The organism is Albimonas marina, assembly GCF_029223255.1.
Classification (GTDB): domain Bacteria; phylum Pseudomonadota; class Alphaproteobacteria; order Rhodobacterales; family Rhodobacteraceae; genus Albimonas.
On sequence record NZ_JARHUC010000003.1, the window covers coordinates 181,915 to 207,660 of the forward strand.

The 25,746-nt window shown below is 72.6% G+C and carries 21 protein-coding genes; 17 read left to right on the forward strand and 4 right to left on the reverse strand.

The genetic code is table 11. The features are described 5' to 3' along the window. Positions 1-240: 240 nt before the first annotated feature. From P2H44_RS08435 to lpxK, 4 genes are read left to right on the forward strand one after another with little or no spacing between them, the layout of a single operon-like run. Entirely contained in the window at positions 241-483 is a 243-nt protein-coding gene (locus tag P2H44_RS08435; protein ID WP_275763062.1) for a DUF4170 domain-containing protein, read from the forward strand. 17 nt (positions 484-500) lie between these two features. Then, the gene (locus tag P2H44_RS08440) at positions 501-1,235 is read left to right on the forward strand and encodes a lysophospholipid acyltransferase family protein (RefSeq protein ID WP_275763063.1); all 735 of its coding nucleotides are present in this window, start codon (positions 501-503) and stop codon (positions 1,233-1,235) included. Position 1,236: 1 nt separating this feature from the next. Further along, positions 1,237-2,547: a 3-deoxy-D-manno-octulosonic acid transferase gene (locus tag P2H44_RS08445; protein ID WP_275763064.1), complete on the forward strand. Its 1,311-nt coding sequence runs from the start codon at positions 1,237-1,239 to the stop codon at positions 2,545-2,547. After that, positions 2,544-3,578, forward strand: a complete 1,035-nt coding sequence (gene lpxK / locus P2H44_RS08450) for a tetraacyldisaccharide 4'-kinase (RefSeq protein ID WP_275763065.1) — start codon at positions 2,544-2,546, stop codon at positions 3,576-3,578. Before P2H44_RS08445 ends, lpxK begins: the two co-directional genes overlap by 4 nt. A 265-nt stretch (positions 3,579-3,843) precedes the next feature. On the opposite strand, the gene P2H44_RS08455 is transcribed toward lpxK, so the two are convergent. Both P2H44_RS08455 and P2H44_RS08460 read right to left on the reverse strand, forming a co-directional pair. Next, positions 3,844-6,213: a xanthine dehydrogenase family protein molybdopterin-binding subunit gene (locus tag P2H44_RS08455; protein ID WP_275763066.1), complete on the reverse strand. Its 2,370-nt coding sequence runs from the start codon at positions 6,211-6,213 to the stop codon at positions 3,844-3,846. Positions 6,214-6,712: 499 nt separating this feature from the next. Next, on the reverse strand, positions 6,713-8,170 hold the full coding sequence (locus P2H44_RS08460; RefSeq protein WP_275763067.1) for a helix-turn-helix domain-containing protein: 1,458 nt from the start codon (positions 8,168-8,170) through the stop codon (positions 6,713-6,715). 172 nt (positions 8,171-8,342) lie between these two features. Here P2H44_RS08460 and P2H44_RS08465 point away from each other — a divergent pair, with 172 nt between their 5' ends. The 6 genes from P2H44_RS08465 (at position 8,343) to P2H44_RS08490 (ending at position 13,877) form a co-directional block, all read left to right on the forward strand. After that, positions 8,343-9,875, forward strand: a complete 1,533-nt coding sequence (locus P2H44_RS08465) for an acyl-CoA carboxylase subunit beta (protein ID WP_275763068.1) — start codon at positions 8,343-8,345, stop codon at positions 9,873-9,875. A 27-nt stretch (positions 9,876-9,902) separates the two neighbouring features. Next, positions 9,903-10,301, forward strand: a complete 399-nt coding sequence (locus tag P2H44_RS08470) for a RidA family protein (protein WP_275763069.1) — start codon at positions 9,903-9,905, stop codon at positions 10,299-10,301. 180 nt (positions 10,302-10,481) lie between these two features. After that, entirely contained in the window at positions 10,482-10,745 is a 264-nt protein-coding gene (locus P2H44_RS08475) for a hypothetical protein (RefSeq protein WP_275763070.1), read from the forward strand. 142 nt (positions 10,746-10,887) lie between these two features. Then, positions 10,888-11,139, forward strand: a complete 252-nt coding sequence (locus tag P2H44_RS08480; RefSeq protein ID WP_275763071.1) for a hypothetical protein — start codon at positions 10,888-10,890, stop codon at positions 11,137-11,139. Between the two features lie 258 nt (positions 11,140-11,397). Continuing rightward, positions 11,398-11,679 (forward strand): hypothetical protein, encoded by a 282-nt coding sequence (locus P2H44_RS08485; protein ID WP_462976273.1) that lies wholly within the window; start codon positions 11,398-11,400, stop codon positions 11,677-11,679. Between the two features lie 200 nt (positions 11,680-11,879). Next, positions 11,880-13,877: an acetyl-CoA carboxylase biotin carboxylase subunit gene (locus P2H44_RS08490; protein WP_275763072.1), complete on the forward strand. Its 1,998-nt coding sequence runs from the start codon at positions 11,880-11,882 to the stop codon at positions 13,875-13,877. 229 nt (positions 13,878-14,106) lie between these two features. Here P2H44_RS08490 and P2H44_RS08495 read toward each other — a convergent pair whose 3' ends face one another. After that, positions 14,107-14,538, reverse strand: a complete 432-nt coding sequence (locus tag P2H44_RS08495; protein WP_275763075.1) for a DUF4174 domain-containing protein — start codon at positions 14,536-14,538, stop codon at positions 14,107-14,109. A 292-nt stretch (positions 14,539-14,830) separates the two neighbouring features. Here P2H44_RS08495 and scpA point away from each other — a divergent pair, with 292 nt between their 5' ends. The 5 genes from scpA to P2H44_RS08520 all read left to right on the forward strand — a co-directional run bounded on the left by scpA (position 14,831) and on the right by P2H44_RS08520 (position 21,166). After that, the gene (gene scpA, locus P2H44_RS08500; protein WP_275763076.1) at positions 14,831-16,981 is read left to right on the forward strand and encodes a methylmalonyl-CoA mutase; all 2,151 of its coding nucleotides are present in this window, start codon (positions 14,831-14,833) and stop codon (positions 16,979-16,981) included. Positions 16,982-17,499: 518 nt separating this feature from the next. Then, positions 17,500-18,420 (forward strand): ketopantoate reductase family protein, encoded by a 921-nt coding sequence (locus tag P2H44_RS08505; protein ID WP_275763077.1) that lies wholly within the window; start codon positions 17,500-17,502, stop codon positions 18,418-18,420. Positions 18,421-18,798: 378 nt separating this feature from the next. Beyond that, a complete protein-coding gene (locus P2H44_RS08510; protein WP_275763078.1) occupies positions 18,799-19,149 on the forward strand; it encodes a hypothetical protein in 351 nt (116 codons plus the stop codon). Between the two features lie 233 nt (positions 19,150-19,382). Continuing rightward, the gene (locus tag P2H44_RS08515) at positions 19,383-20,306 is read left to right on the forward strand and encodes a ketopantoate reductase family protein (protein WP_275763079.1); all 924 of its coding nucleotides are present in this window, start codon (positions 19,383-19,385) and stop codon (positions 20,304-20,306) included. Between the two features lie 338 nt (positions 20,307-20,644). Next, entirely contained in the window at positions 20,645-21,166 is a 522-nt protein-coding gene (locus P2H44_RS08520; RefSeq protein ID WP_275763080.1) for an MAPEG family protein, read from the forward strand. Between the two features lie 10 nt (positions 21,167-21,176). On the opposite strand, the gene nhaA is transcribed toward P2H44_RS08520, so the two are convergent. Beyond that, positions 21,177-22,403, reverse strand: a complete 1,227-nt coding sequence (nhaA, locus tag P2H44_RS08525; RefSeq protein WP_275763081.1) for a Na+/H+ antiporter NhaA — start codon at positions 22,401-22,403, stop codon at positions 21,177-21,179. Between the two features lie 272 nt (positions 22,404-22,675). On the opposite strand from nhaA, the gene P2H44_RS08530 reads away from it, so the two are divergent. Together P2H44_RS08530 and P2H44_RS08535 are read left to right on the forward strand one after the other, a co-directional pair. Next, on the forward strand, positions 22,676-24,970 hold the full coding sequence (locus P2H44_RS08530) for an NADP-dependent malic enzyme (protein ID WP_275763082.1): 2,295 nt from the start codon (positions 22,676-22,678) through the stop codon (positions 24,968-24,970). Positions 24,971-25,019: 49 nt separating this feature from the next. Next, on the forward strand, positions 25,020-25,661 hold the full coding sequence (locus tag P2H44_RS08535; protein WP_275763083.1) for a LysE family translocator: 642 nt from the start codon (positions 25,020-25,022) through the stop codon (positions 25,659-25,661). Positions 25,662-25,746: the final 85 nt, after the last annotated feature.

Here is a 25,746-nt window from a genome sequence, read left to right on the forward strand (position 1 = left end):
CCGGGGCAGGGCCGGGGCAGACGCCTCCGGGGTGGGCGCGCATATCCGTTCGCGACCCACCGCGTCAAGCGCGCCCGCCCGGCGCGGGGGCGGGGGACGCGCGGATTCACGCCGGGCGCGGCGCGGAAACCGCGGTTTCGGCCGCCCGCGGACCGCTGACCGCCGGTTGGCGATTGACGCCGCGCCGCGCGCCGGTCTAACGCTCGGCCGATCCTGCGATGCAGCAAGCGGAGGCCAGACATGGTCCAGCGTCTTCACCTCGTCTTCGGCGGCGAGCTGATCAATCCCTCCTCGACGCAGTTCACCGACGTGTCGAAGATCGACATCGTGGGCATCTATCCCAACTACGCCGCCGCCTTCTCCGCCTGGAAGGCCGCCGCCCAGCGCACCGTGGACGACGCGCAGACGCGCTATTTCATCGCCCACCTGCACCGGCTGCGCGACGAGGAGCGCGAGGCGAGCCCGACCGAGGAGCTGGGCTGACCGCCCCCGCCGCCTCGATGCTGGGCCGGGTCCGACGATCGCCGCGACTGCGCTGGCTCGCCGCCGGCCTGGGGGCGTGGTACATCCGGCTGGTGGAGCGCACCACGCGCTGGGAGATCCCCGATCCCGCCCTGCGCGACCGCATCCGGGCCCAGCGGGAGCGGATCGTGGTCGCCATCTGGCACGGCCGGCTGCTGATGGTCCCCGCCGAGATGCCGCCGGGCAAGCGCGTGCATGCGATGATCTCGGCCAACCGCGACGGCGACATCATCGCCGACTGCGTGGGGCGCTTCGGCATCGCCTCGATGCGCGGCAGCTCCCGCGATCCGCGCAAGCCCCACAAGCACAAGGGCGGCGCCGCCGTCGCCGCCGAGGCGATGGAGCTGCTGGGCGAGCATGAGCGCATCGCCGTGGCGCTCAGCCCCGACGGGCCCCGCGGGCCGCGGATGCGCGCGCAGCCGGGGGTGGCCACCGTCTCGGCCGCGATGGGCGTGCCGGTGATGCCCTTCGCCTACGCCACCTCCCGCGGCTTCGTGGCGGGCAGCTGGGACGCGTTCTTCGTTCCCCTGCCGTTCGGGCGCGGCGTGAAGATCTGGGGCCCGGTGATCGAGCCGCCCGAGGATCGCTCCCCCGAGGGGATCGAGGCGCACCGCCTGCGGATCGAACGGGTGCTGACCGAGATCACCCAAGCCGCCGACCGCCGGATGGGCCGCGCCCCGGTCGAGCCCGCGCCCCCGGGCGCGAGGCGCTGAGATGTCCACGCCCGCGCTGACCTTCTACCTCGCGCTCGCCCGGCTCGCCGGGCCGCTCGGACCCCGCCTGCTGGCGGCGCGCGAGCGCAAGGGCAAGGAGGACCCCGCCCGGATGCGCGAGAAGCTGGGCGAGGCGACCCTGCCGCGCCCGCCGGGCCTTCTGGCGTGGTTCCATGCCGCGAGCGTGGGCGAGTCGCTCTCGGTCCTCGGCCTGATCGCGGAGCTGCGCGCGGCGCGCCCAGACGTCGAGGTGCTGGTGACCACGGGCACGCTGACCTCGGCGAAGCTGATGGCCACGCGCCTGCCCGAGGGGTGCCGCCACCAGTTCGCCCCGCTCGACCTCGGCCGGGCGCCCGCGCGCTTCATCGCCCACTGGCGCCCCGACCTCTGCGTCTGGGTCGAGAGCGAGATCTGGCCCGCCCTGGTCGAGGCCGCCGCCCGCGCCGGCGCCCCTATGGCGCTGGTCAACGCGCGCATGTCCGGCAAGTCCGCCCGCGGCTGGCGCCGCGCGCCGGGGATGATCGCGCACCTGCTGCGCCGCTTCTCGGTGGTGCTGGCGCAGGATGCCGACGGGGCCGAGCGGCTGCGTCGCCTGGGCGCGGTCGGCGCGCGAGCCGCGGGCTCGCTCAAGGCGGGCGCCGCGCCGCCCGACCGGCCGAACCTGCGCAAGGCGACCGTGGCGGCCCTGCGAGGGCGGCCCGTCTGGCTCGCCGTCTCCACCCACGAGGGCGAGGAACTGCTGGTCGCCGAGGCGCAGCGCGTAGCGGCAGAGCGGCATCCCGGCCTGGTGTGCCTGCTGGTCCCCCGCCACCCCGAGCGGGGCCGCGAGATCGCCGAGGAGCTGTGGTCGCGCGGCCTGCGCGTCGCCCGCCGCGGCAAGGGCGAGGCGCTGGGCCCGCAGGACGAGATCCAGGTGCTCGACACGATGGGCGAGATGGGCGCCTGGCTGCGGCTGGCCCCGGTGGCCTTCGTCGGCGGCTCGCTGGTCGATCGGGGCGGGCACAACCCGCACGAGCCGGCGGCGCTGGACGCGGCCATCCTCCACGGGCCCCATGTCGGCAATTTCCGCGCCGAGTACGCCGCCCTCGCCGCCGCCGGCGGCGCGCGGGAGGTCGCGGACGCCGAGGCGCTGGGCGAGGCGGTGGCGGACCTGCTCGCCGACGCCCCCGCCCGCGCCCGGATGACCGAGGCCGCCAGGACGGCGCTGGGCGACGGGCGCGGCGTGGTCGAGACCACGCTCGCAGCCCTCCTGCCCCTGCTTCCCCGCCCGACGGAGGGGCCTGGGGGGAGGTCCGGGGGCGCCGCGCGATGAGGCGCGCGCCCGCCTTCTGGTCGAACCCGCCCGAGCGTCCGGGCTGGCTCGCGCGGCTGCTGTCGCCGCTGGGGCGGCTCTACGCGCTCGCCACCGCCCGCCGGGTCGCCCGCGCGTCGGACTGGCGCGCGCCGGTTCCGGTGATCTGCGTGGGCAACCTCACCGCCGGGGGCGCGGGCAAGACGCCCACGGTGCTGGCGCTGCTGGAGATCTTCGCGGATCTGGGGATCGAGGCGCACGTGCTCAGCCGCGGTCACGGCGGCACGCTCGGGCGGGGCGCGCCCCACCGGGTCGACGTCGCCGCCGACCGGGCCGAGGAGACGGGGGACGAGCCGCTGCTGCTGGCCGCCTTCGCCCCGGTATGGGTCTGCCCGGACCGCGCGGCGGCCGCGAAGGCCGCGGTCGCGGCCGGCGCGCAGGCGCTGGTGATGGACGACGGCTTCCAGAACCCCGGCCTCGCCAAGGATTTCTCGCTCGTCGTCGTGGACGCCGCCTCGGGCTTCGGGAACGGCCTGCCGATCCCCGCGGGCCCGCTGCGCGAGACGGTCGCGGCCGGCCTCGCCCGCGCCCAGGCCGCGCTGCTGATCGGCGCCCCCGCCGCCCGCGCGCGCCTGCGCGAGCGCTGGCCCGCGCTCGAAACCCTGCCGCTGTTCGAGGGGGAGGTCCGCGCGCGGGAGATCGGGATCGACTGGCGCGGCGAGAAGGTGCTCGCCTTCGCCGGCATCGCGCATCCCGAGAAGTTCTTCGCCACCCTGCGGGGGCTGGGCGCCGACCTCGTCGCCGCCCACGCCTTTCCCGACCACGCCCCCTTCGCGCCCCGCGCGCTGCGGCGGCTGGAGGCCGAGGCCGCCTCGCTGGGCGCGCGGATGGTCACCACCGAGAAGGACGCCGTGCGCCTGCCGGCGGAGTTCCGCGGCAAGGCGATGCCGCTGCCGGTGCACCTGCGAATCGAGCCGCCGGCCGAGGGCGCGGAGACGCTCCGCACGGCGCTGAAAAACGTGTGTTCACAGACAGTTCAGCGCACGCCTTGAAAGCGCCGCAATTCGAACAGACGGCCGCCGACTATTGACCGAATGGTCAGGACGTCCCTCGGTCGTGAAGCCTGTCCGCTCACGACGAATTTTCTGGGGCGCGTTCGTCGGCGATCTTCGCAGGGCGGCGCGCCCCTCTTTTTTTGGACGCAGAGTCTCAAGGGCAGATTAACGCCCCGGCGCGACCGGCGCCGAACGCCTCGCCCGAAAGCGAACGGGCCCCTCCGGCGGAGGGGGCCCGTCGCATTTCCAGCTGAGGCGCGCCTCAGGCCGACTGCATCGCGGTCCAGACGCGGGACGGGCTGAGCGGCATGTCGATATGCGCCACCTTGCACCCGCCCGCGTTCAGCGCGTCGAGCACCGCGTTGACCAGCGCCGGCGGGGAGCCGATGGCCCCCGCCTCGCCGCAGCCCTTCACGCCCAGCGGGTTGTGGGTGCAGGGCGTCTGGCAGGAGTGGTCGACGCCGATGTTGGGCAGGTCATGGGCCCGGGGCATGGCGTAGTCCATGTAGGTGCCGGTCAGAAGCTGGCCGGTCTCGTCGTAGACGCAATGCTCCATCAGCGCCTGGCCGATGCCCTGGACGACGCCGCCCTGCACCTGGCCCTCGACGATCATCGGGTTGACGACGTTGCCGAAGTCGTCCGCCGCCCAGAAGCCCAGCACCTCGGTCTTGCCGGTGTCGGGGTCCACCTCGACCTCGCAGGCGTAGGCGCCGGCGGGGTAGGTGAAGTTGGACGGGTCGTAGAAGGCCTGCTCCTCCAGCCCCGGCTCCAGCTCCTCGAGCGGGTAGTTGTGGGGCACGTAGGCGGCCAGCGCCACCTCGCCGAAGGCGACCGAGCGGTCGGTGCCCTTGACGGTGAACTGGCCGTTCTCGAAGGCCACGTCCTCGGCCGAGGCCTCCATCAGGTGGGCTGCGATCTTGCGGGCCTTCTCGATCACCTTGTTGGTGGCGTTGACGATGGCCGAGCCCCCGACGGACAGCGAGCGCGAGCCGTAGGTGCCCATGCCCATCGAGCCTTTCGAGGTGTCGCCATGGACGATCTCGATCTGGTCCTCGGGCAGGCCCAGCATGTCGGCGACCACCTGGGCGAAGGTCGTCTCATGCCCCTGCCCGTGGGAGTGCGTGCCGGTCCAGACCACCACGCCGCCGGCCGCGTTGACCCGGACCTGTGCGCTCTCGAACAGGCCCGCCCGGGCGCCGAGCTGGCCGGCGAGGCGCGAGGGGGCGAGGCCGCAGGCCTCGATGTAGCTCGCCACGCCGAAGCCGCGCAGCTTGCCGCGCGCGGCGCTCTCGGCGCGGCGCGCCTCGAAGCCGGCGCGGTCCGAGATCTCGACGAGCTTGTCCATGGTCGCGGCGTAGTTGCCGGTGTCGTACTCCACCGCCACGGGGGTCGCGTAGGGGAAGCGGTCGGCGGGGACGAAGTTCTTCCGCCGGATCTCCACCGGGTCCATCCCCAGCTCCCGCGCGGCCATGTCGATGATGCGCTCGAGCTGGTAGGTCGCCTCGGGCCGGCCGGCGCCGCGGTAGGCGTCGACGGGCACGGTGTTGGTGAACACCGCCCGCACGTTCACGGTGATCTTGGGCGTCAGGTAGTTCCCCGCCATCAGCGTCCCGTGCAGGTAGGTCGGGATCGAGGAGGCGAAGGTCGAGAGATACGCGCCCATGTTGGCGAGCGTGTCGGTGCGCAGCGCAAGGAACTTGCCCTCGGCGTCCAGCGCCAGCTCGATCTTGGTGACGTGATCGCGGCCCTGGGCGTCCGAGATGAAGGCCTCGGCCCGCTCGGAGGTCCACTTCACGGGGCGGTTGATCTTCTTGGCCGCCAGCGTCACCAGCGCCTCTTCGGCGTAGTGGTAGATCTTGGTGCCGAAGCCGCCGCCCACGTCGGGCGCCACCACGCGCAGCTTGTGCTCGGGGATGCCCAGCACGAAGGCGCCCATCAGCAGGCGGATCACGTGCGGGTTCTGGGAGGTGGTGTAGAGCGTGTGCTGGCCCGAGTGCCGCTCGTAGTCGCCGATGGCCGCGCGGGGCTCCATCGGGTTGGCGACGAGGCGGTTGTTGACCAGCTCCAGCGTGGTGACGTGGGCGGCGCTCTCGAAGGCCGCGTCCGTCTCCTCCTGGGGGGTGCCGAAGGTCCAGTCGTAGCAGAGGTTGCCGGGCGCATCCTCGTGCACGTCGCCGGCGCCGTCCTGCAGGGCCTTGCGCATGTCGACCACGGCGGGGAGCTCAGCGAGGTCCATCTCGATCATCTCGGCGGCGTCGCGGGCCTGGGCGTAGGTCTCGGCGACGACGAGGGCCACGGGGTCGCCGACGTGGCGGACCTTGCCGTGGGCGAGGATCGGGTGCTTGGGCTCCTTCATCGGGGAGCCGTCGCGCGAGTGGATCAGCCAGCCGCAGGGCAGGCCGCCCACCGCCTCGACGTCGGCGCCGGTCAGCACCAGCAGGACGCCCGGCGCGGCCTTGGCGGCGGAGGTGTCGATGGCGTTGATCCGGGCATGGGCGACGGGCGAGCGCAGGATCGCCGCGTAGGCCTGGCCGGGCAGGTTGATGTCGTCGGTGTAGCGGCCCTCGCCGGTGAGGAAGCGCACGTCCTCCCGCCGCTTGGAGCTGGCGCCGATCCCGAAATCCTTGGGCATGTGGGTCTCCCTGGCTGGGCCGAGCGCCGCGGGCGTATCCTCCCCCCCGCGTCGCCGGCATGTATTCGCTTGGGGGGATCCGGCCGCGCGGCCGGTCCCGGCCGAAGGCTCAGCGCGCGCCGGACGGGCGCAGGCGGGCCCGCCGCGGGGCCGGTCCGGCCGCACGGCTGCGCGCGTCGCGCCTGAAGTCGCCTGGCATCGCCCGATCCTCCCCTTTTGGTTCTGGTTTTGACCGCACGGTCCGGGCGAGGCCCATGCGGAGCGCCGATGGTAGGCGCCCGGCGAGCGCGGTCAATGCATTTCCCCGGGAGCGTTTCTCGGCAGGGGGCGCCGCGTCGACCCGCGCGCCGTCGGCCCGGTTCCGCCCGCGGCGCGGGGCGGGCCTCGGCGCGGGCGGGCAGGGGCGCCCGGCGGCGGACGGCGCGAGGGGGACGCGCGGTCGGGGCGCGCGGCCGGGGCAGGGGGGAGGTGGGCGGGCGCCCGTGCTCAGCCCCCGTGCTCAGCTCCCGTCCGCCGCCTTCTCCCGCGCGCCCCGGCCCTCGGGGGCGGCGAGGCTGTAGGGCAGCAGGTCCCGGCGGGAGTGATCCACCGCGATCGCGGATTTCAGCGGCGGGACCGAACGCTGGTGGCAGTCCGCCCGCTCGCAGATCCGGCAGCTCACCCCGATCGGCTCGTAGGAGGCGGGGGAGGCGAGGTCGAGGTCGTCGGCATAGACCAGGCGGCCCGCGAATTTCACCTCGCAGCCCAGCCCGATGGCGTAGCGGCGGGTGGGCCGGCGGAAGCCCCCGCCCGGCTTGGTCACGTCGCGGGCGAGCGAGAGGTAGCGCACCCCGTCCGGCGTCTCGGCGAGCTGGCGCAGCAGGCGGCCCGGCGTCTCGAAGGCCTGGTGCACGTTCCACAGCGGGCAGGCCGAGCCGTAGCGCGCGAACTGCAGCCGGGTCGCCGAGTGGCGCTTGGTGATGGTGCCCGCCTGGTCGACGCGCACGAACCAGAACGGGATCCCCTGCGCGCCCTTGCGCTGCAGGGTCGAGAGGCGGTGGGCCACCTGCTCGATCGAGGCGCCGAACTGGTCGGCCAGCAGCTCGATGTCGTGGCGCTGCTCCTCGGCGGCCTCCTGGAAGGCGGCGTAGGGCAGGACGGCGGCGCCGGCGAAATAGTTGGCGAGCCCGATCTTGCAGATCTCCCGCGCCTCGTCCGAGCCGAAGCCGGCGAGGTCCAGCGTCGCCTCGATCAGGTCGCCGTAGGAGGTCAGCGCCACCTGCACCGCCGCCTGGAAGGCGCGGGTGGCCGACGAGGCGCGCGAGGACAGCGTCAGCACCTCGCCGGTCATCATCCGCAGGGCGGGGGTGTCGGCGATGCGCAGCTGGATGCCGTGGCGCTCCTCCAGCCAGTCGCCGGCGGCCTGCAGGCGGTCGCGGCCCGGATCGGGGCGCCCGAAGCCGGTGGCGGCGGCGAAGCTCTCGGCCGCGCGGTCCACGGCGTCGATGTAGTTGTCGCAATAGTGGAAGAAGTCGCGCACCTCCTCCCACGGCTGCGGGGCCAGCGCATCCTCGCGGCCCAGCGCGTCGTCGAGGCTCGCCAGCCGTTCGCCCCGCTGGCGGAAGGCGCGGTGGAGCGACAGGAACGCGCGGGCGAGGGAGGGGGCGTTGGAGGCCGCCAGCTCCAGGTCAGCCAGCGGCGGCTGGGCGCCGTCGAAGACCGGGTCGGCCAGCGCCTCGCGCATGTCGGCGGTCAGGCGCTGCGCCTCGCCGACCGAGAGGGTGGAGAGGTTGACCCCGAACCGCTCAGACAGCGCGATCACCACCGCGGCCGAGACGGGGCGGTGGTTGTTCTCCATCTGGTTGAGATAGCTCAGCGAGATCCCCAGCGCCTCGGCGTAGGCGGCCTGGGTCAGGCCCTGCTCGCGGCGGATCTCGCGCAGGCGGACGCCGGCGTAGAGTTTTCGGGCGCGGGTCAATCGGGCCTCCTCCGGGCGAAGCGGCGCGGTCTTCGCAACTTCGCAATTCGCATCATCGGACTTTCGTAAACTTCGCACCTCCGCGCGACAAGGCTTTTCCCGGGGCGGCCGCCGGCGATACGGTGCCGCGCCGGAATGGGACGGACCTCGGCCGAAACGAGAAGGGACCCCGATGAACGACATCCTCGCGGAGCTTGAACTTCGTCGCCAGACCGCGCGCCTGGGCGGCGGTCAGAAGCGGATCGACAGCCAGCACGCCAAGGGCAAGCTGACGGCGCGCGAGCGCATCGAGCTGTTCCTGGACGAGGGCTCCTTCGAGGAGTTCGACATGTTCGTGGCCCATCGCTGCACCGACTTCGGGATGGAGCAGGACCGTCCCTACGGCGACGGCGTGGTCACCGGCTGGGGCACGGTCAACGGCCGCCAGGTCTACGTCTTCTCCCAGGACTTCACCGTCTTCGGCGGCTCGCTGTCCGAGACCCACGCCCAGAAGATCTGCAAGATCATGGACATGGCGATGCGCAACGGCGCGCCGGTGATCGGGCTGAACGACTCGGGCGGCGCGCGCATCCAGGAAGGCGTCGCCTCGCTGGCGGGCTACGCGGAAGTGTTCCAGCGCAACATCATGGCCTCGGGCGTGGTGCCGCAGATCTCGGTGATCATGGGCCCGTGCGCGGGCGGCGCGGTCTACTCGCCCGCCATGACCGACTTCATCTTCATGGTGCGCGACTCGTCCTACATGTTCGTCACCGGCCCCGACGTGGTGAAGACGGTGACCAACGAGGTGGTGACGGCCGAGGAGCTCGGCGGCGCCAAGACCCACACCTCCAAGTCCTCGGTCGCCGACGGCGCCTACGACAACGACGTCGAGGCCCTGATCCAGACCCGTCGCCTGGTGGACTTCCTGCCGCTGTCGAACCGCGAGAAGCCGCCCGTGCGGCCCTTCTTCGACTCGGTGGACCGGGTGGAGACCAGCCTCGACACGCTGATCCCCGACAACCCCAACAAGCCCTACGACATGAAGGAGCTGATCACGAAGATCGCCGACGAGAGCGACTTCTTCGAGATCCAGGCCGACTTCGCCAAGAACATGATCACCGGCTTCATCCGCATGGAGGGCGAGACCGTCGGCGTCGTCGCCAACCAGCCGATGGTGCTGGCCGGCTGCCTCGACATCGACAGCTCCCGCAAGGCCGCGCGCTTCGTGCGCTTCTGCGACTGCTTCAACATCCCGATCCTGACGCTGGTCGACGTGCCGGGCTTCCTGCCGGGGACGGGCCAGGAGTACGGCGGCGTGATCAAGCACGGCGCCAAGCTGCTGTTCGCCTACGGCGAGGCGACGGTCCCCAAGGTCACCGTCATCACCCGCAAGGCCTACGGCGGCGCCTACGACGTCATGGCCTCCAAGCACCTGCGCGGCGACATCAACTACGCCTGGCCGACCGCCGAGATCGCGGTGATGGGCGCCAAGGGCGCGGTCGAGATCCTTTACCGCTCCGAGCTGGGCGACAAGGAGAAGATCGCCGAGCGCACCAAGAACTACGAGGACCGCTTCGCGAACCCGTTCGTGGCGGCCGAGAAGGGCTTCATCGACGAGGTGATCATGCCCCAGTCGACCCGCCGCCGGGTCAGCCGGGCCTTCGCCGCGCTTCGCAACAAGAAGCTCGAGAACCCGTGGAAGAAGCACGACAACATTCCGCTGTGAGCGCGGAATAGTCCGGCAGGGGCCCAGATGGACCATCCCATCTTCCATATGATCGGCGGGGGGCCGCGGCCCGTGGCCCCCTTCAGCCACGCCGTGGAGGCGGACGGCTGGGTGATCCTGACCGGGCAGATGCCCACGGATCCCGCCGCCCCCGATGCGCCGCTGCCCGAGGGCGTCGAGGCGCAGACGCGGCGGGTGATGGAGAACCTGGAGATCGTGCTGAACGGCGTGGGGCTGGACCTGAGCCATGTCGTCCAGTGCCGCTGCTTCCTCACCGAATTCGAGCGCGACTACGCGGCCTTCAACGAGACCTACAAGAGCTTCTTTCCCGCCGACCGCCTGCCGGCGCGCACCACCGTGGGCGTCACCGCGCTCGCCGTCGGCGCGCTGGTCGAGATCGACTGCATCGCGAGGCGGCCGGAATGATCGCGCGGGGAGAGATCGGGGCGGCGACCGTCGCGACGGAGCGGGGGGCGTCCGCCGCGCGTCCGGCGCGGAGCGGGTCGGAACGCCGCGGTTCTCCTCTCGGCGGATCTACACTATTTCCCTGTGCAGCCGCGCAGGCGGCGCCCCTGTTCCCGGCCCCCGCGCCCGGAGAGACGCGCCATGAAGCCCGATCCGAAGAAGCCGCACGACCCCTACCGGCTGGCGAAGTTCGTCGGCCTGCACGCCGCGACCGGGATCGTGGCGGGATGGGTCGCGCTGCTGATCCTGCTGTGGACCGACATCGGCGGGCTGGGCAGCCTGGTCGCGCGGGCCGAGCGCTCGGAGATGGCGACGGTGATGCTCGCCATCGGCTTCGGGGTGAGCTTCGGCTTCGTGGGGATCACCTGGGGCGTGCTCGCGGTGCTGCCGCACGAAAAGGACTGAGCCCGGCCGCCCTCCCGGACGCGCGGACGCTTTTCCATTGCGTGGAACGAGTGTGGCAGGGCTTGCCCAGAGGTCGCGCGGGTTCCGCCTCAGGCGGCGCCCATCTCTCTCTCAGCTACACGAGCGAGAGAGGAGAAGCACCATGTTCACCCGCAACAGCACCCTTCGTCGCGGCCTGCTGGGCGCCTCGGTCCTGGCCCTCGGCCTGGGCGTCGCGGCCTGCGGCAACTCCACCGGCGAGCGCGCCCTGTCCGGCGGCGCCATCGGCGCGGGCCTCGGCGCGGGCGCCGCGGCCGTCACCGGCGGCGCGATCGGCACCGGCGCCATCGTGGGCGGCGCGGCCGGCGCCGCGACCGGCGCCCTCACCGACGCCGACGACATCCGGCTCGACTGAGGCCGCGCTCGGCGCCCGCCCCCGCGGGCGGGCGCCGAGGGCCGGCGTCTTCTCCGCCCGCGGGGCGGCGCGCGGCCTCGCCGTTCCGGCGGCGGGGCCCGCGCGCGCGGCGCGCGCGCGTTCGGCGGCGGTTCATCATCCGACCCGCTCCGCCGCAATCGACGGGGATGCGGTCGAAAAATCGCCCCGCTCCGACGGAATTTCCGCCCTCCTGCGTGCGTTGTATTGGACGAACGTCCGAGCAGAAGGAGGGACGAAATGTCCTCGAAGACTCTCATCGCCACGCCGTCGCGCATCGCGCTGGGCCTGGGTTTCGCCGCGGCCATGGTCGCCGCCGGCTGCGGCAACTCGACCGGCGAGCGCGCGCTCTCCGGCGGCGCCATCGGCGCGGGCGTGGGCGCGGGCGCCGCGGCCATCACCGGCGGCGATCTCGCGACCGGGGCCATCGTGGGCGGCGCGGCCGGCGCCGCGACCGGCGCGCTCACCGATTCCGACGACATCAACCTCAGCGGCAACAAGAAGAAGCGTCGCCGCTACTGAGCGCGCGGGCGCGACCCGGGGCGGCCACTTCGCCGCCCGGGCCGCCGTCGCGCGCCCGATTCCGGCCCGCCGCGCCGCCCTGACGGGCGCCGCGCGCGCGGCCTGCATCCTGCATCCATCGGCCCGCCGCGCCTCCGCGCGGCGGGCTTTCGTGCATTCCGGGCCGGCCTTCGCCGCCTGACCACCCACGTGGAGGGACGATGTTCAAGAAGATCCTGATCGCCAACCGCGGCGAGATCGCCTGCCGGGTCATCAAGACGGCCCGCAAGATGGGCATCAAGACGGTCGCGGTCTATTCGGACGCCGACAAGAACGCGCTGCACGTGCGCATGGCGGACGAGGCGGTCCACATCGGCCCGCCGCCGGCCTCCGAGTCCTACATCGTGATCGACAAGATCATGGACGCGATCAAGCAGACGGGCGCCGAGGCGGTGCATCCCGGCTACGGCTTCCTGTCGGAGAACGCGAAGTTCGCCAAGGCCCTGGAAGACGCCGGCGTCGCCTTCATCGGCCCGCCCGCCGGCGCCATCGAGGCGATGGGCGACAAGATCACCTCCAAGAAGCTCGCCGCCGAGGCGGGCGTGTCGACCGTGCCCGGCTACATGGGCCTGATCGACTCGGCCGACGAGGCGGTGAAGATCGCGGGCGAGATCGGCTACCCGGTCATGATCAAGGCCTCCGCCGGCGGCGGCGGCAAGGGCATGCGCATCGCCTGGAACGACCAGGAGGCGCGCGAGGGCTTCCAGTCCTCGAAGAACGAGGCGAAGTCCTCCTTCGGCGACGACCGCATCTTCATCGAGAAGTTCGTCACCCAGCCCCGCCACATCGAGATCCAGGTGCTGGGCGACAAGCACGGCAACTGCATCTACCTCAACGAGCGCGAGTGCTCGATCCAGCGGCGGAACCAGAAGGTCATCGAGGAGGCGCCCTCGCCCTTCCTCGACGAGGAGACCCGCAAGGCCATGGGCGAGCAGTCCGTGGCGCTGGCCAAGGCGGTGGACTACTGCTCGGCCGGCACGGTGGAGTTCATCGTCGACGGCGACCGCAACTTCTACTTCCTCGAGATGAACACCCGCCTGCAGGTGGAGCATCCCGTCACCGAGCTGATCACCGGCGTCGACCTGGTCGAGCAGATGATCAAGGTCGCCTGGGGCGACAAGCTGGAGCTGGAGCAGAAGGACGTCGGCATCAACGGCTGGGCGATCGAGAGCCGCCTCTACGCCGAGGATCCCTACCGCAACTTCCTGCCCTCCATCGGCCGGCTGACCAAGTACAACCCGCCCGAGGAGGTCGCCACCAACTCGATGGCCGTGCGCAACGACACCGGCGTGTTCGAGGGCGGCGAGATCTCGATGTTCTACGACCCGATGATCGCCAAGCTCTGCTCCTGGGCGCCCACGCGCCTGGAGGCGATCGAGGTGATGCGCGACGCGCTCGACGGGTTCGAGGTGGAGGGCATCGGCCACAACCTGCCGTTCTGCGCGGCGGTGATGGACCACCCGCGCTTCGTCTCGGGCGACATCTCCACGGCCTTCATCGCCGAGGAATACCCCGAGGGCTTCGAGGGCGCGACGCTCGCCCCCGAGGCGCTGAAGCGGCTGGCGGCGGCGGCCTCGGCCTTCAACATGATCGTCGAGGGGCGCGCGGCGCAGATCTCGGGCGCGATGCGCAACCACACCCGCCGGGTCGATCCGGAGTGGGTGGTGATGATCGGCGGCGAGAGCTTCAAGACCCTGGTGGCCGAGGTCGCCGGCGGCTGGGACGTGACCATCGACGGCCAGACCAGCCGGGTGGAGACGGCCTGGACCCCGGGCAAGACGCTGGCCAAGGCGGTGGTCGACGGCAAGCCGCTGACCGCCAAGGTCTCGCTGGGCGTCGGCGGGGCGCGGGTGCGCTACCGCGGAGCCGACCTCAAGGTGCAGGTGCTGACCCCGCGCCAGGCGGAGCTGGCGGCGAAGATGCCCGTCAAGATGCCGCCCGACACCTCGAAGATGCTGCTGTGCCCGATGCCCGGCCTGATCGTCTCGGTCGACGTGGAGGAGGGGCAGGAGGTCCAGGAGGGGCAGATCCTCGCCGTGGTCGAGGCCATGAAGATGGAGAACGTGCTGCGCGCCGAGAAGAAGGCCGTGGTCACCAAGGTCAACGCCAAGGCCGGCGACAGCCTGGCGGTGGACGACGTGATCATGGAGTTCGAGTGAGGCCATGACCGGGGCGGGCGCGATCATGGGGATCGGATCGAGGGCGGCGCAGGCCGCCCCGGCCGGCCCCGTGGCCGCGCCCGCCCGGCTCTCGCCTGCGGCTCGGGCGGCCCTCGCCGCCCGCTGCGCGGACGTCTCGCCCCGCCCGGCCGTTCCCCTCGCGGGGCCTGCGGACGGCGGGCGCGCGCGGCCGGGTCGTGGGGTTCTGACGTCGGCCGGAGCCGGGCGCTCAGCGGCGGCCGAGCTCCTGCTGGCGGATCGGCAGCCGGTCGATCAGCCGGGCGATGCCGTCGCCGCCGAGCGGCACGGGACTGCGCTTCTTCACCTCGCCGTCCTTGCCGATCACCAGGACGTTGAAGTCGTGGGGTCGGAACTTGCGGCGCAGGTCCGTGGTCTCGTAGCGCGAGGGGCCGGGCTCGGTGTCGACGATCACCACCACGTCGCGTTCCTCGAGGTCGGCGGCGACGCGGTCGAGCTCCTTCATCTGGCGGATGAAGCGGGGGTCGCGGTCGGTGTTGGCGAAGACGATCACCGGGCGCGCGGTCCACAGGTAGGGCGCGAGCGGATCGTCATCCGCCTGGGCGCGCGCGGGAAGGCCGCGGACGACGGGAAGAAGCGCGAGGGCCGGCAAGGCCGCGATGAGGCGTCGGCGAGAGGTCATCGGCTCCGGGCGTTTGAGGCTGCTGCGATGCGGCCGGGGTGGCACAAGATATAGGCGTTCGCCCGCCCCCCGGCCAGCGGCGGGGCGAGCCAAGGGCGATGGGCCGCGCCGGGCGCGGTCGGTGGAGACAGGCCGCGGCGTCGCGCGGCGGACGAAATTCAGGGCCGCGCGCCACCGCGCGGCGGACGGGTTCACGGCCGCGCCATGGCGCGGCGTAGAAGTTCAGGGCCGCGCCATCGCGCGGCGCCATGGAAACCGGACGGCGCGGCGAGCGCCGGAAAGGAGGAGCGGGATGAGCAAGTCGGATCTCGAGGCCTGGCGCGCGCTGGCCGAGAAGGAACTCAAGGGGAAGTCGCCCGACGACCTCGTCTGGAAGACCATCGAGGGGATCGACGTCAAACCCCTCTACACGGAGGCCGATCTCGAGGGCGTCGATCACCTGGGCACGGTGCCCGGGCAGTACCCGTTCGTGCGCGGCCCGCGCGCGACCATGTACGCGGGCCGTCCCTGGACGATCCGCCAGTACGCCGGCTTCTCGACCGCCGAGGAGTCGAACGCCTTCTACCGCAAGGCGCTGGCGGCGGGGCAGCAGGGCGTGTCGGTCGCCTTCGACCTCGCCACCCACCGCGGCTATGACAGCGATCACCCGCGGGTGATCGGCGACGTGGGCAAGGCGGGCGTGGCCATCGACTCGGTCGAGGACATGAAGATCCTGTTCGACGGGATCCCGCTCGAGAAGATCTCGGTCTCGATGACCATGAACGGCGCGGTGATCCCGATCCTCGCGAACTTCATCGTCGCGGGCGAAGAGCAGGGGGTGGAGCGCAAGCTGCTCTCGGGGACCATTCAGAACGACATTCTGAAGGAGTTCATGGTCCGCAACACCTACATCTATCCGCCCGAGCCCTCGATGCGGATCATCGCGGACATCATCGAGTTCACCTCGAACGAGATGCCGAAGTTCAACTCGATCTCGATCTCCGGCTATCACATGCAGGAGGCGGGCGCGAACCTGGTGCAGGAGCTGGCCTTCACCATCGCCGACGGCATGGAATACGTGCGCGCGGCCATGGCCAAGGGCCTGACGGTGGACCAGTTCGCGGGCCGGCTGTCGTTCTTCTTCGCCATCGGCATGAACTTCTTCATGGAGGCGGCGAAGCTCCGCGCCGCCCGCCTGCTGTGGGCCCGCGTGATGGAGGACTTCGGCGCGCAGAAGCCCGGCTCGAAGATGCTGCGCACGCACTGCCAGACGTCCGGCGTGTCGCTGGCCGAGCAGGACCCCTACAACAACGTGATCCGCACCGCCTACGAGGCGATGTCGGCGGCGCTGGGCGGCACCCAGTCGCTGCACACCAACGCGTTGGACGAGGCGGTGGCGCTGCCGACCGAGTTCTCCGCCCGCATCGCCCGGAATACGCAGCTGATCCTCCAGGAGGAGACCGGCGTCACCAAGGTCGTCGATCCGTTGGCGGGTTCCTATTACGTCGAGGCGCTGACCGCCGAGCTCAAGGACAAGGCCTGGGCGCTGATCCAGGAGATCGAGTCCATGGGCGGCATGACCAAGGCGGTCGCCTCGGGCATGCCCAAGCTGCGCATCGAGGAATCGGCGGCCATGCGCCAGGCCGGCATCGACCGCGGCGAAGAGGTGATCATCGGGGTCAACAAGTACCGGCTCGAGAAGGAGGACGACCTCGACATCCTCGACATCGACAACGAGGCGGTGCTCAAGGCCCAGGTGGCGCGCATCCAGAAGGTGCGCGGCGGCCGCGACCAGGCCGCCTGCGACGCGGCCCTGGCCGCGCTGACGAAGGTGGCGGAGACCGGCGAGGGCAACCTGCTGGCCGCCGCGGTCGAGGCGGCGCGCGCCCGCGCCACGGTCGGGGAGATCTCGGACGCCATGGAGAAATCGTTCGGCCGGCATCGCGCCGAGGTGAAGACGCTGTCGGGCGTCTACGGCGCCGCCTACGAGGGCGACGCGGGGTTCAAGGCGATCCAGGACGACGTCGCCGCCTTCGCGGAAGAGGAGGGCCGCCGCCCGCGCATGCTGGTGGTCAAGATGGGCCAGGACGGCCATGACCGCGGCGCCAAGGTGATCGCGACCGCCTTCGCCGACATCGGCTTCGACGTCGACGTGGGCCCGCTGTTCCAGACGCCGGAGGAGGCCGCGGACGACGCGATCGACAACGACGTGCACGTCGTCGGCGTCTCGTCCCAGGCGGCGGGGCACCGGACGCTCGCGCCCAAGCTGATCCAGGCGCTGAAGGAGAAGGGCGCCGAGGACATCATCGTGATCTGCGGCGGCGTGATCCCGCAGCAGGATTACGACTTCCTCAAGGGCGCGGGGGTGAAGGCGATCTTCGGGCCGGGGACCAACATCCCCGAGGCCGCGAAGAACATCCTGACCCTGATCCGCGAGAGCCGGCGCCCCGAGGCGGCCGAGTAAACCCCGCAGAGGGGAGACCCGCGCGAAGGGACGCGTGGAAGGCCCCCGGCCGCGACAGGGCGGGGGCGGGAGGAAGCGCCGGGGCGCGCCGATCGGGAGGTCGGCGCGCCCCTTTCCGTACGCGCCCCCGCGGCCGGGGCGGCCCTCGCGCCCGCTGCGCGGCCGCATCGCCCCGCCCGGCCGTCCCCTTCGCGGTCTCCGCCGCTGGCGGAAGGAAAGGGAGGCGCCGCCGGGCGGCCCGTCGCCCCGGACCGCCGGGCGTGGAAGGACGGGGCGCGGCCTGCCGTTCCGTCTCTGCGGAGCCGCGACGCGAGGGCGGGCAGGGCGACAGGCGCACGGCCGGCACGCGATGGACCAGGGCGTCGGGGGACGGCCGCGAGGACGCCTCCGGTCCCGCCGGCCCCCGCGCTGCGGCATCCGGCCGGGGGCGGCGGGGGCCGGGCGGGGCTAAGCATGTCCGGACAGGCGCGCGGTGAAACCCTCCGCGCCGCAGGGCATCGGATCGAAGGAGCATCCCCATGAAGGTGGCGGTCGTCGGCGCGGGCGGGATCGGGGGCTACCTGGCGGTGAGGCTGGCGGCGGCGGGCAATCCCGTCTCGGTCGTCGCCCGCGGGGCGCATCTGGAGGCGATCCGCGCGGACGGCCTGACGCTCGAGGAACATGGCGGCAAGACCACCACGGTGAAGATCCCCGCCGCCGCGGACCCCGCAGAGCTCGAGCCCGCAGACCTGGTGATCTTCGGGGTGAAGGGCCAGCAGCTCGACGCTGCGATGGAGGCGGCCCGCCCCCTGATGGCGCAGGGCGGCGTGGCGCTGCCGATCCTCAACGGCGTGACCGCGACCGCGCGGCTGGAGGCGGTCTACGGCGAGGGGCGCGCGCTGATCGGCGTGGCGCTGGTTTCGGCCGAGATCGTGCGGCCGGGCGTGATCGGCAAGCTCGACAGCGAGACCGGGATCATCTTCGGCGACCGCGACGGGCGCCAGGACACGCAGCCCGCCGCCGCGGCGCGCGAGATGTTCCTCGCCGCCGGGGCGCCGGCGCCCGCCTCCGACGACGTGCGGGTGGACCTGTGGCGCAAGATGATCGCCTGGAACGGCACCGGCACCCTGACCGCCGCCGCCCGCTGCACGGTGCATGAGCTGCAGACGGTTCCCGAGCTGCGGCGCCTCTACGAGGCGCTGGTGCGCGAGGCCCAGGCGGTGGCCATCGCCTCGGGCGCCCCGGTGCCGGAGGGCACGGCCGACGCGGTGATCGCGCGGTTCGAGAAGATGTCGGGCAAGATCCGCTCCTCGATGGCCGCGGACCTGGAGGCGGGCAAGCCGCTGGAGCTCGACCACATGACCGGGGCGGTGGCGCGCATGGGCCGCGAGCACGGCGTGCCGGTCCCCGCCACCGAGGCGATGTACGCCGTCCTGCGCCCCCACCGCGACGGGCGCTGAGGCCGAAGGGCCCTCGCGGAGCCGTCCGGCCGCGTCGTCCGCGCCGGCGAAGATCCTTGGCCCGGCCGGGCGCATCGGCGGCCAAGGGGCGGCGGCGGACTGATCGGACGCGCCTTGCAGGGGGCGTCCTGCGCGAGCGGCGCGCGGGGCTCCTGCTCGGGCCGGGCGGGGATCGCCCCGATCCGGGTCGTCCCGCGCACGTCCTCGCGACTCCCGGTGATCCGATGGGCGCGCGAGCGGGGATTGCAAGGCGTTGCGCAGGCGCGGACCTGCGCCGATCTCAGGGCCACGCCGGACGCCTTCCAGGCCGGACGATCTCAGGACCGCCCCCCCTCCCAGACCTCCGACGCGCAATGCAATCCGCAGGAGGACCTCCTCATGACCCGCAGACCTCTCTTCGCCGCGCTCGTCGCCCTCGGCGCCGCCGCGGCGGCCTCGTCCGCCTCCGCCGCCGTTCCGCTCTCGCAGGACGCCCAGGCGGCGCTGGTGCAGTCGTGCCTCGTCTCGGCCTCGCAGAAGCTGTCGATGTCGACCCACGACCTCAGCGCCCGCTTCGACGGCATGACCCCGGACGGGGGCGCGAAGGTGGCCGGCGTGACCACGCCCGCCTCGGCCGACTCCTCGGCCTTCACCTGCGTCTACGGACCCGGCGCGAAGACGCTGACCGCCTTCCTGCAGGACGACGCCCTGACGCCGGGCGGCATGGACGCCCAGGACAGCGGCGACTGAGCCCGGCCGCGTCGGGCGAGGGGGGCGGGGGCGCCTCGTCCCCCGCCCGGGCCGGCCCTCCGCCGCCGGCGAGGCGCCCGCCGCGCCGTCCACGACATTCCATTCGGCCGTCCGCGCCGGCCGCGGCGTTCCGTCGATCCGCCCGCGCGGGCGGCGGCGCCCATTGAACCGGCCGGCCTCGCCCTGCAATCTGCGCGGCGCAGGGAACGGCCCTGCGGGAGCGGGAGATGGCGATGCGGTTCGCGACGGTGGCGACGGGGGGCGTGAACGGCTACCTCGCGGTGAAGCTGGCGGAGGGCGGCGCGGACGTCGCCTGCCTGGCGCGCGGCGCCCATCTCGAGGCGATCCGCGCCCGCGGCCTGCGACTGGTCGGGCCCGCGGGCGAGAGCGTCGGGCGCCCGCGCCTGGCTACCGACGATCCCGGCGCCATCGGGCCGGTGGACGTGATCCTCTTCGCGGTGAAGGCCCAGGACCTCGACGGCGCGGCGCCGCTGTGCCTGCCGATGATGGGCCCCGAGACGGTGGTGATCCCCTTCCTCAACGGCGTCGAGGCCTCCGAGCGGCTGGAGCATCACCTGGGCGCGGGCCGGGTGCTGGAGGGGACCTGCGGGATCTCGATCTTCCTGGGCGAGCCGGGGCGGCTGGACATGGCCTCCTCCTTCGCCTGGTACAAGTTCGCCGAGCGCGACGGGACCCGCTCCGAGCGCGCCGAGGCGATCGCGGCGGCGATGCGCGCGGCGGGGATCGACGCGGCGGTGCCCGAGGACATCCGGGTGGAGCTGTGGCGCAAGTTCCTGATGCTGGCGACGCTGGCCGGGGTGACCGCGGCGGGGCGCTGCTCGGCCGGGGACATCCAGGCCTCGGAGGCGCTGAGCGCGCTGGTGCGCGACTGCGTGGCCGAGATCGGAGCGCTGGCCCGCGCCAAGGGCGTGCCGATCACCGAGAAGGACGAGGCCAAGGTCGGCGAGATCATCGCGGGCTTCCCCGCGGGGATGCGCGCGAGCATGGCCAAGGACCTCGACGCCGGCCGGCCCATCGAGGTCGACTGGCTGTCGGGCGCGGTGGCGCGCCTGTCGGCGGCCGAGGGGCTGGAGGCGCCGGCGCATCGCACCCTCGCGGCGCTGCTCGCGCCCTGGCGGCTGGGTCGGCGCCGGTAAGGCGCGCTCCAGGGGGCGGAGGCGCCCTGCGGGCGGGCCCGGCGGCGTCGCGCGCGGGTCGGTCGGGGCGCCGGGAGACGGTCACGCTTCAAGACTCACCCGGGAACAGGGCCGCGCCTGCTCCCCGGATCCGTCCATCGCTCGATGATGCCTGAGCCGCGGGGGCGAGTCGGTCAAGGACGAGCCCGCGCAGGCGCGGGTCGCTGCGCGATCCTTGACCGACTCGCCCCCGCGGCTCTTTACGGCATCAGCGATGGACGGCTCCGGGGAACAGGCGCTTCGCGGGGATCCGCTAGCGCGGCGCCCGGGCGGGGGCCGGGCAGGGCGGAGGATGCGGCATGCGGGCGGCGGCGCGGACGCGGGCCAGGGTCCTGGCGGGGATGGGCGCGGGCGCGGCGCTGGCGCTGGGCACGCTGGCGGCCGGGGCGGGCTGGGGCGCGGTCCCGGGCGACGGCTCGCCGGGCGCGCGGCTGGCGCTGGCGGCGACGGCGCTGCTGGGGCCGGGCGCGGCGCTGGCGGCCGTGATCGGGCGCATCGCGCAGCGGCGCTTCTTCGACGCGGCCCTGATCGAGGGGCAGGCGCCGGCCCCGGGATCGGGGGCGGAGATCGACCAGCGGGTCCTGAGGAACACCGTCGAGCAGGCGCTGCTGGCGGCGCTCGCCTGGCCCGCGCTGGCGCTGGCGCTGCCGGCGGACCGGCTGGGGGCGGTGGCGGCGCTGGGCCTCGCCTTCCCCGTCTCGCGGGCGATGTTCTGGATCGGCTATCACCGGGCGCCCCTGCTCAGGGCGCCCGGCTTCGCGTGGGGGTTCTACGCCTCGGTCATGGCGATCGCCTGGGCCGGGTGGCTGGCGATCGCCTGAGGCGCGGCGCTCACTCGGCCGGCTTGCCGGCGCGGTCGAGGGCGGCGGCCTCGGGCTCGGTGATCTGGCCGCGCGCCTCGTGCGGCTTGGTCAGCACCCGCAGCACCAGGTAGCCGAACACCGCCGAGAGCAGCGAGCCGGTCAGCACGCCCAGGCGCACGTCCGCGGCATGCTGCACGTCCGAGAAGCTGAGCCCGCCGATGAACAGCGACATGGTGAAGCCGATGCCCGCCAGCAGCGCGGCGCCGTAGAGCTTGGGCCAGGTCATCCCCTCGGGCATCCGCACGATGCCGAGCTTCACCGTCAGGAACGAGGCCCCGAAGACGCCGATCTGCTTGCCCAGGAACAGGCCCGCGGCGATGCCCAGCGGCACCGGTTCGAGCAGGCTCGCCAGGCTCATGCCCTGCAGCGACAGGCCCGCGTTGGCGAAGGCGAAGACCGGCACGATGAAGAAGAACACGTACGGCGTCAGCCCATGCTCGAGCGAATGCAGCGGCGAGGAGCCGTGGCGCGAGCGCAGGGGGATGAAGAAGGCCAGCAGCACGCCCGCGATGGTCGCGTGCACGCCCGACTTCAGCACCAGGAACCACAGCACCACGCCCAGCATCAGCAGGGGCGCCACCCGGTGCGCGCCGCGCAGGTTCAGCCACAGCAGGCCCGCGATGGGAGCCAGCGAGTAGAGCAGGTACTCGGGCTTCAGCTCGGCGGTGTAGAACAGGGCGATGATCAGGATCGCGCCGATGTCGTCCAGGATCGCCAGCGTCAGCAGGAAGATCTTCAGCGACGGGTGGATGCGGTCGCCCAGCAGCGCCAGGACGCCCAGCGCGAAGGCGATGTCGGTGGCCGCGGGAATGGCCCAGCCGCTCAGCGTCTCGGGCGTGTTCCAGTTCAGGGCCGCGTAGATGATCGCGGGAACCGCCATGCCGCCGACCGCGGCGATGCCCGGCAGGATCACGTCGGCGGGGTTCTTGAGCTTGCCCTCCAGGAACTCGCGCTTCAGCTCGAGCCCCACGAGGAAGAAGAACACCGCCATCAGGCCGTCGTTGATCCACAGGATCAGCGGCTTCTCGATGCCGACGCCGTCGTAGGTGAAGTCGAGATAGGCGCTGAGCGTGTTGTCGTACCACTCCGCCAGCGGAGAGTTGTAGACGACCAGCGCCGCCACTGCCGACAGCAGCAGCAATATCCCGCCAGCGGCCTCGTGCCGGAACAGTCGGTCGATGGCGCGGATGATCATGGGCTGGCCCCTCCTCTGGAATTTTCGCGTCAGGAAACCAATTTGGGATCGAAGCCCCCCGATTCAACGCGCAGGCCCCTGCGTCCGCGCGGTTTTCGCCTGCGCGTTCCGTCGCGGGCGACGTCGCGTCCGCGCTCGGCGTCGTCGCGACGCTTGCGTGCCGCTTGCTCCCGGGCGCGCAATGGGCCATTGGGTCCGTCCGGAATTCGCGCCGCGAAGTCGGCGCCGGCCGGGGGGCGGGAGGCCCTTCCGGCGAGAACGGGAGGAAGGTCATGAGCGACGACCGCAGCCAGGATGCCGCACGCCAGGCGGCGCTGGACTACCACGAGTTTCCCAAGCCCGGGAAACTCGAGATCCGCGCCACCAAGCCCATGGCCAACCAGCGCGACCTGAGCCGCGCCTACAGCCCTGGCGTGGCCGAGGCGTGCCTCGAGATCGAGAAGGACCCCTCGGCCTCGGCGCGCTACACCGCGCGGGGCAACCTGGTGGCGGTGGTCTCGAACGGCACCGCCGTGCTGGGCCTGGGCGACATCGGCGCCGCCGCTTCCAAGCCGGTGATGGAGGGCAAGGCCGTCCTCTTCAAGAAATTCGCCAACATCGACTGCTTCGACATCGAGGTCAGCGAGCGCGATCCGCGCAAGCTCGCCGACATCGTGGCCGCGCTGGAGCCGACCTTCGGCGCGATCAACCTCGAGGACATCGCCGCCCCCGACTGCTTCGAGGTCGAGGAGCTGTGCAAGCAGAAGATGAACATCCCCGTCTTCCATGACGACCAGCACGGCACCGCGATCGTGGTCGCCGCCGCGGCGTTCAACGCCATGCGGGTCGCCCAGAAGAAGTTCGAGGAGATCAAGGTCGTCTCGATGGGCGGGGGGGCCGCGGGCATCGCCTGCCTCAACCTCCTCCAGACGCTGGGCGTGAAGAAGGAAAACGTCTGGCTGCTCGACCGCAAGGGCCTGATCTACAAGGGCCGCGGCGACAACATGGGCGCCCAGAAGGAAGGCTACGCGCGCGATCCCGAGGACGCGAAGGGCGGCACCGGCCTCGACGACGTGATCGCGGGCGCGGACCTTTTCCTGGGCCTGTCGGCGGCCAACGTGATGACCAAGGAGATGGTCGCCAAGATGGCCGACCGTCCGATCATCTTCGGCCTGGCCAACCCGATCCCCGAGATCATGCCCGAGCTCGCCCGCGAGGCGAAGCCCGACGCGCTGATCGCCACCGGCCGCTCGGACTATCCCAACCAGGTCAACAACGTCCTGTGCTTCCCCTTCATCTTCCGCGGCGCGCTGGACGTCGGCGCGCGCGAGATCAACGAGGAGATGAAGATCGCCTGCGTGAAGGCGCTGGCGGACCTGGCGCTGCAGGCCGGCTCGGCCGAGGCCGCGGCCGCCTATCGCGGCGAGCGCCTGGTGTTCGGGCCCGAGTACCTGATCCCCAAGCCCTTCGATCCCCGGCTGCTGCCCGCGGTCGCCTCCGCCGTCGCCAAGGCCGCGATGGACTCGGGCGTCGCCACCCGCCCGATCGAGGACCTGGACGCCTATCGCAACCAGCTCGAGAACTCGCAGTTCCGCTCCAGCCTCGTGATGCGCCCGGTCTTCGAGGCCGCCCGCGCCTCCGAGCGGCGGATCGTCTTCGCCGAGGGCGAGGACGAGCGGGTGCTGCGCGCCGCCCACGCGATGCTGGAGGAGACCTCCCACAAGCCGATCCTGATCGGCCGTCCGGAGGTCGTCGCCCACCGGCTCGAGCGCTACGGCCTGCCGATCGAGCCCGGCCGCGACTTCGAGCTGGTGAACCCCGAGTCCGATCCCCGCTATCGCGACTACTGGGAGACCTACCACGAGACGATGGAGCGGCGCGGCGTGACGCCGGACCTCGCCCGCGCGGTGCTGCGCACCAACACCACGGCCATCGCGGCCACGATGGTGCGCCAGGGCGACGCCGACAGCCTGATCTGCGGCACCTTCGGCCAGTATCTGTGGCACCTGAACTACGTGACCCAGATGCTGGCGACCGACGGGCTGCGCCCGGTCGGCGGCCTGTCGCTGATGCTGCTCGAGCGGGGGCTGGTGTTCATCGCCGACACCCAGGTCCACCCCGACCCCACCGCCGAGGAGATCGCCGAGATCGCCATCGGCGCCGCGCGCCACTGCCGCCGCTTCGGCATGGAGCCCAAGGTCGCGCTGCTGTCGCATTCCCAGTTCGGCAACATGGACATCCCCTCGGGGCGCAAGATGCGCCGCGCGATGGAGATCCTGGACGAGCAGGACCGCGGCTTCGCCTACGAGGGGGAGATGCACGCCGACGCCGCCCTCGACCCCGAGATCCGCGAGCGCATCTTCCCCAACTCGCGCATCGACGGGATCGCCAACATCCTGATCCTGCCGAACGCCGACGCGGCCTCGGGGATGCGCAACGTGCTCAAGCAGATGTCGGGCGCGCTCGAGGTCGGGCCGATCCTGATGGGCATGGGCAACCGGGCGCATATCGTGACGCCCTCGATCACCGCGCGGGGGCTGCTCAACATCGCCGCCCTCGCCTCGACGCCGATGACCTCCTACGCCTGAGCGGGAGGTCGCGCGATGAGGAGGGGACGGGCGTGAGGAGGGGACGGGGGTGAGCGCCTGGCAGCTGATCGCCTTCGTCCCCGCCGCGCTGCTGATGGCGCTGACGCCGGGGCCCTCGAACCTGCTGGCCTTCGCCAACGCCGCCACCCGCGGCTGGGGGGCGGCGGTGGTGGGGGTGTTCGGGCGGCTCGCGGCCTACGGGCTGCTGATCGCGGGCGTGGCCTTCGGGCTGGGGGCGCTGCTGGCGGCCTCGGCCGGGCTCGCGGCCGCGATCAAGTGGGCGGGGGTCGCCTACCTGCTCTGGCTCGCCTGGAAGATCTGGTCGGCCCCGGTCGAGGGCGCGCTCGCCGAGGCGCAGGCGCGGGCGAAACGCCTCTCCGGCCGAGGCGTTCTGGCGCGGCGGGAGTTCCTGACCGGCATTGCAAACCCCAAGGCGCTGGTGTTGTTTACGGCGTTCCTGCCGCAGTTCGTGCAGCCCGATGCGCCGGCCGGCTTCGCCTCTCAGCTGCTGGCGCTCGGCGCGGTCTACCTCCTGTGCGAGCTTGCGGCGGCCGCGACCTGGGCGGGCGCGGGCGCGGCGCTGGGCGCGGGCGGCATGAGCCGGGCGCGCCGGCGCGCGGTCAACCGCCTGTCGGGCGGGCTGCTGGCGGCGGCGGCGGCGCTGCTGGCGCGGGCCGGGCGGGCCGCCTGACCCCGCGACCCGCCGTCGCGCATGAGATGGATCAAGGCGCCGGCCCCGCGGCCCGCGCCAACACCACGGCCGGATCGCGCGCGTC

Coding starts and splice junctions, on each gene's coding strand:
- P2H44_RS08435 (WP_275763062.1), top strand. CDS start 241: ATGGTCCAGCGTCTTCACCTCGTCTTCGGCGGCGAGCTGATCAATCCC.
- P2H44_RS08440 (WP_275763063.1), top strand. CDS start 501: ATGCTGGGCCGGGTCCGACGATCGCCGCGACTGCGCTGGCTCGCCGCC.
- P2H44_RS08445 (WP_275763064.1), top strand. CDS start 1,237: ATGTCCACGCCCGCGCTGACCTTCTACCTCGCGCTCGCCCGGCTCGCC.
- lpxK (WP_275763065.1), top strand. CDS start 2,544: ATGAGGCGCGCGCCCGCCTTCTGGTCGAACCCGCCCGAGCGTCCGGGC.
- P2H44_RS08455 (WP_275763066.1), bottom strand. CDS start 6,213: ATGCCCAAGGATTTCGGGATCGGCGCCAGCTCCAAGCGGCGGGAGGAC.
- P2H44_RS08465 (WP_275763068.1), top strand. CDS start 8,343: ATGAACGACATCCTCGCGGAGCTTGAACTTCGTCGCCAGACCGCGCGC.
- P2H44_RS08470 (WP_275763069.1), top strand. CDS start 9,903: ATGGACCATCCCATCTTCCATATGATCGGCGGGGGGCCGCGGCCCGTG.
- P2H44_RS08475 (WP_275763070.1), top strand. CDS start 10,482: ATGAAGCCCGATCCGAAGAAGCCGCACGACCCCTACCGGCTGGCGAAG.
- P2H44_RS08480 (WP_275763071.1), top strand. CDS start 10,888: ATGTTCACCCGCAACAGCACCCTTCGTCGCGGCCTGCTGGGCGCCTCG.
- P2H44_RS08485 (WP_462976273.1), top strand. CDS start 11,398: ATGTCCTCGAAGACTCTCATCGCCACGCCGTCGCGCATCGCGCTGGGC.
- P2H44_RS08490 (WP_275763072.1), top strand. CDS start 11,880: ATGTTCAAGAAGATCCTGATCGCCAACCGCGGCGAGATCGCCTGCCGG.
- P2H44_RS08495 (WP_275763075.1), bottom strand. CDS start 14,538: ATGACCTCTCGCCGACGCCTCATCGCGGCCTTGCCGGCCCTCGCGCTT.
- scpA (WP_275763076.1), top strand. CDS start 14,831: ATGAGCAAGTCGGATCTCGAGGCCTGGCGCGCGCTGGCCGAGAAGGAA.
- P2H44_RS08505 (WP_275763077.1), top strand. CDS start 17,500: ATGAAGGTGGCGGTCGTCGGCGCGGGCGGGATCGGGGGCTACCTGGCG.
- P2H44_RS08510 (WP_275763078.1), top strand. CDS start 18,799: ATGACCCGCAGACCTCTCTTCGCCGCGCTCGTCGCCCTCGGCGCCGCC.
- P2H44_RS08515 (WP_275763079.1), top strand. CDS start 19,383: ATGCGGTTCGCGACGGTGGCGACGGGGGGCGTGAACGGCTACCTCGCG.
- P2H44_RS08520 (WP_275763080.1), top strand. CDS start 20,645: ATGCGGGCGGCGGCGCGGACGCGGGCCAGGGTCCTGGCGGGGATGGGC.
- nhaA (WP_275763081.1), bottom strand. CDS start 22,403: ATGATCATCCGCGCCATCGACCGACTGTTCCGGCACGAGGCCGCTGGC.
- P2H44_RS08530 (WP_275763082.1), top strand. CDS start 22,676: ATGAGCGACGACCGCAGCCAGGATGCCGCACGCCAGGCGGCGCTGGAC.